Genomic DNA, 3,795 nt, shown 5'->3' on the forward strand with positions numbered 1-3,795 from the left:
AAGTCAGGAACATGAATGGAGGCGCGTGGTGTCGGATAAGGGAAAACGGAAAGTGGGCTACAAGAAAAACGGGAAGCTGGAAAAGGAGTTCTACGCGTCGGAGCTCGCGCGCCTTCAGATCGAACTGGTGAAGCTGCAGGAATGGGTGAAGCATAAGGGGCTCAAGGTGGTGGTCCTTTTCGAGGGACGCGACGCGGCCGGCAAAGGCGGCGTCATCAAGCGCATCACCGAAAGCCTGAATCCCCGCGTCGCCCGCGTGGTTGCGTTGGGCAAACCGACCGAGCGGGAAGAGACCCAGTGGTATTTCCAGCGCTATGTCCCCGAACTTCCGGCCGCCGGGGAAATCGTCTTGTTCGACCGCTCGTGGTACAACTGCGTCGGGGTGGACCGCGTGATGGGGTTCGTGACCGAAGAACAGGTTCAGGAATTTTTCAAGACCTGCCCGCAGTTCGAACGCATGCTGGTCCGCTCCGGCATCACCCTGATCAAATATTGGTTTTCCGTCAGCGACGAAGAACAGGAAAAACGATTCCAGGCGCGGATCGACAATCCGACCAAACGCTGGAAGCTCAGCCCGATGGACATGAAATCGCGCGAGAAGTGGGTGGAATATTCGAAGGCGAAGGACGATATGTTCGAGCACACCGACATCGCAAAAGCGCCCTGGTGGGTGGTGGAAGCGGACGACAAGAAGAAGGCCCGACTCAATTGCATCTCCCACTTCCTGTCGCAGGTGCCCTACGAAGACCTGACGCCCGAGCCGATCGAACTTCCTCCGCGGCAGGAATGCACCGGCTACGAGCGGCCGCCCCACGGCGAGCAAAACTTCGTGCCGCACATCTATTAAGGTCTATTGTAGAAGGGCGGGAACGGTCAACGACCTTCCCGCCGCGGCTGAAAGGTTTTCAACCATTCCATCCCAACGGCCGTTGAACGGCTAATCGAGCCGGTCGTCGGCGATGTGCCACTCCAAGTCGTCGATGACACTGAGCTCGACGATGTTGTCGGCCCTTTCGAGCAGCTCCGAGCACTCTCGGCTCAGATTGAGCAGGTGCAGGGACTTCCCCTGGTCGGCATAACGCTCGGTAATGATGTTGATGGCCTCGATGGCGGAGTGGTCGTAGACGCGGGCCTTTTTAAAGTCGATGACGACATCCTTCGGATCGTTGATGGGATCGAACAGATCCTTGAACGACTGGGCCGAGCCGAAGAAGAGCGCGCTTTCGAGGTGATAGACCTTGGTGCCATATTCGTCGACCTTGACGTCGGCATGGATTTTCTTGCCGTGCTGCCAAGCGAACCCGAGGGCGGAAACAATGATGCCCACGAGGACGGCAATGGCGAGGTCGAACAAGACCGTCACGACGGAAACGAGCACAATGATGAAGGCGTCCATTTTCGGAACGCTGCCCATGACCCGGAAGCTCGACCATTCGAACGTGCCGATCACCACCATGAACATGACGCCGACGAGGGCGGCCAACGGAATGATTTCAACCAGCGGTGCGGCGAACAGCAGAATGGCCAGCAGGAACAGTGCGGCGGAAATACCCGAGGTCCGGCCGCGGCCACCGCCGCGAATGTTGATCATACTCTGGCCGATCATGGCACAACCGCCCATGCCGCCGAAAAAGCCGTTGACCAGGTTGGCCAGGCCTTGCCCGATGCACTCCTTGTTGCCGCGCCCCCGGGTTTCGGTGATCTCGTCCACCAGCGTGAGCGTCATCAGCGATTCGATCAGGCCAACCGCCGCCGCAAGCGCGGAGAAGGGCAGGATGAGCCTGAGGGTGTCCCAACTGACGGGCATCGACGGCAAGGCGAAGCGCGGGAATCCGGCGGCAATGGTCTCCTTGGCCGGATCCATGCCCTGCACAAAGTCGAGCACGTTGCGCGATTCATGGAGATTGAGCTTTTCCAACACGATGGAGATGACCGTAACCGTGACGATACCCATCAGCGTGGCGGGCACGGCCTTGGTCAGCTTGGGCAGGAAAAAGCTGATGCCCATGGTCAGCGCGATCATCCCGCCCATAATGGCCAAGTCGCTTCCGGGAAGAAGGTGGCTCTCTTCGCCGTGGCCGACATAGAACATCTCGAACTGCGATTTGAAAATGATGATGGCCAGGCCGTTCACGAAACCCAGCATGACCGGGTGCGGCACCATGCGGATGAATTTGCCCAGCTTGAAAAATCCGAAGAGCATCTGGAAAATCCCCATCAGGATGACGGCGCCGAACAGGTAGCCGTTGGCTTCCTCGGTGCTGAGTCCTTCGCCGTAGAGCCCCAGCATGAGCGGGGCGAAGATCACGGCCACGGCTCCCGTTGCCCCGGAAATCATGCCCGGGCGCCCGCCGAAGATCGCGGTGATCAACCCCATCATAAAGGCGGCGTAGAGCCCGATGACCGGATCGACCTTGGCCACGAAGGAAAACGCCACCGCTTCGGGCACCAGGGCCAAGGCGACGGTCAAACCGGAAAGGATGTCGTTTTTCAAGCTGCGCGGACGCTCGATCTTCAGTTTAAAAAGCTTGTTGCCTATCTTCATGGAATTCCCGCTTTCTCTAATGTTTTTTGGCTAAATTTGCGCGCGACTATCCCAGACCAGCTCCTCAAGGCGAGCAATTTCGGCCATTTCTTTCTCGGCATTCCGCCTGTTGCGCAAGTCGAGGCAAGCGCCCAACGAGGGCGGAACCATGGCGGATTGCCCTCGGTTGCATGAACGTTTTGTCATCATAAATCCATGGCGGCGCGGGAGGCGGGCATGGTATCAAGGGGCCATGAAAATCCTGATTATAGAGGATGACCGCAAGATCGCCGCCTTCGTGCAGAAGGGACTGAAAGAGCAAGGCTATGTTGTCGATTCCTGCCACGACGGCATCGAAGGCCATGCGCTTGCCGCAAACGAGTCGTACGACGTGGTCCTGCTCGACATCATGTTGCCCGGCCGCGACGGGCTCAGCATTTTGCGTGCGTTGCGCGAGGACAAAAACACGGTCCCGGTCATCTTGCTGACCGCGCGCAGCGGCATCGACGAACGGGTCGAAGGCCTCAACATGGGCGCCGACGACTATCTCCCCAAACCCTTCTACATGGAGGAGCTCATCGCCCGCATCATCGCCGTCAGCCGCCGCTCCTCGGGCGAGCAGCTCAGCGTAATCAGTTGCGGACCGGTGTCGCTCAACCTGATCACCCGCGAGGTGAAACGCGGCGACGAGTGTCTGGAACTGACCAGCCGCGAGTTCAACCTGCTCGAACTGCTGATGCGCTCGGCCGGCCGCGTCTATTCCCGCACCCAGCTGCTGGAACACGTCTGGGGCTACGATTTCGACCCGCAAACCAACGTGGTCGATGTCTACATCCGCCGCGTCCGCGGCAAGGTCGATCTTCCCGGCGGCGAATCGCTGATCGAAACCGTCCGCGGCGTCGGCTACCGCTTCAAGGCGGTATAGCGCCGGCGCCCCTCCATGAAGCTTTTTTTCAAATTCAAGATCGCGCTTCTTTCGTTTGCCATGACCGGCTCGCTGCTGACCGTCTTCGGGATCGTCTTTTTCGCGTTTCTCTATTCCTCGGGCTTCGAGCGCATGGACCGCGAACTCCGGGCGCTGGTCGAAGCCCCGCTGATGAGCGGGCATCTCGACAACTATTGGGAGCAATACGGAAATTCGATCCGATTCATCCAAGGCGAAGGCAGCGCCCACGAACTGGCGATCATGGTCATCGGCCGCGACGACAAAGTTCTTTTCCAGACCGCCAACGCCCCGGACCAGCTCGCCGAGCTTCCTCGTCCGACGCCCC

Annotated in this window: 4 protein-coding genes; 3 read left to right on the forward strand and 1 reads right to left on the reverse strand. The window is 59.3% G+C overall.

Going from position 1 to position 3,795, the window contains the following annotated elements:
• Nucleotides 1–52: 52 nt before the first annotated feature.
• Nucleotides 53–847, forward strand: coding sequence for a polyphosphate kinase 2 (gene ppk2 / locus ABYO54_RS15010; RefSeq protein ID WP_372809054.1), 795 nt, complete (start codon nucleotides 53–55; stop codon nucleotides 845–847).
• Between the two features lie 90 nt (nucleotides 848–937).
• Here ppk2 and ABYO54_RS15015 read toward each other — a convergent pair whose 3' ends face one another.
• Entirely contained in the window at nucleotides 938–2,545 is a 1,608-nt protein-coding gene (locus ABYO54_RS15015; protein WP_372809051.1) for a SulP family inorganic anion transporter, read from the reverse strand.
• Between the two features lie 232 nt (nucleotides 2,546–2,777).
• On the opposite strand from ABYO54_RS15015, the gene ABYO54_RS15020 reads away from it, so the two are divergent.
• Entirely contained in the window at nucleotides 2,778–3,449 is a 672-nt protein-coding gene (locus tag ABYO54_RS15020) for a response regulator transcription factor (RefSeq protein WP_372809052.1), read from the forward strand.
• Between the two features lie 15 nt (nucleotides 3,450–3,464).
• Nucleotides 3,465–3,795, forward strand: a 331-nt coding sequence (locus ABYO54_RS15025; protein ID WP_372809053.1) for a hypothetical protein, incomplete at its 3' end; no start/stop codon positions are given.

This window comes from Pontiella sp. (assembly GCF_041622395.1).
GTDB lineage: Bacteria > Verrucomicrobiota > Kiritimatiellia > Kiritimatiellales > Pontiellaceae > Pontiella.